2 pseudogenes are annotated in these 393 nt (G+C 52.2%); both read right to left on the bottom strand.

The features are described from left to right. Positions 1–165, bottom strand: a pseudogene (locus SB773_RS30255) (catalase-related domain-containing protein); the annotation flags it as partial. An 83-nt stretch (positions 166–248) separates the two neighbouring features. Then, positions 249–393: pseudogene (locus SB773_RS30250) on the bottom strand (catalase); the annotation flags it as partial.

Here is a 393-nt window from a genome sequence, read left to right as displayed (position 1 = left end):
ATCGATATTCAGTAAATGCGATACCACACGCTGCCGGATCGGCAGATTTTCTACTTTGGACAACTCAAAAATCAGTGCACTTTGTATATGCTCCTGCTCAACGGCAGTCTGACTGATGTAAAACTGCCTGGCCTGGCTGTAATGATCGGCAAAAGTTGGCGAGCGATAGCGTAGCTTACTGTCCCCCATCGCTTGGCTTGAGCTGACAAACCCATGTGCCGGACACGCCCTGGGATTATGCTCACCGCCGTCCCAGGAGTTCGGTTCGTAATTTACCCGGCCTTTAGGGTTACGCATCGCCATATGACCGTCCTGCTGAAAATGCCGCACCGGGCATTTGGGCGCATTAACCGGGATATGGGTAAAATTAGGCCCCCCGAGGCGTTTTAACTG

Source organism: Bacillus sp. SIMBA_074 (genome assembly GCF_046534555.1).
Classification (GTDB): Bacteria; Bacillota; Bacilli; order Bacillales; family Bacillaceae_G; genus Bacillus_A; species Bacillus_A mycoides.
Note: the sequence above shows the minus strand (reverse complement) of the source record. Positions and strands in the feature narration are given on the sequence as shown.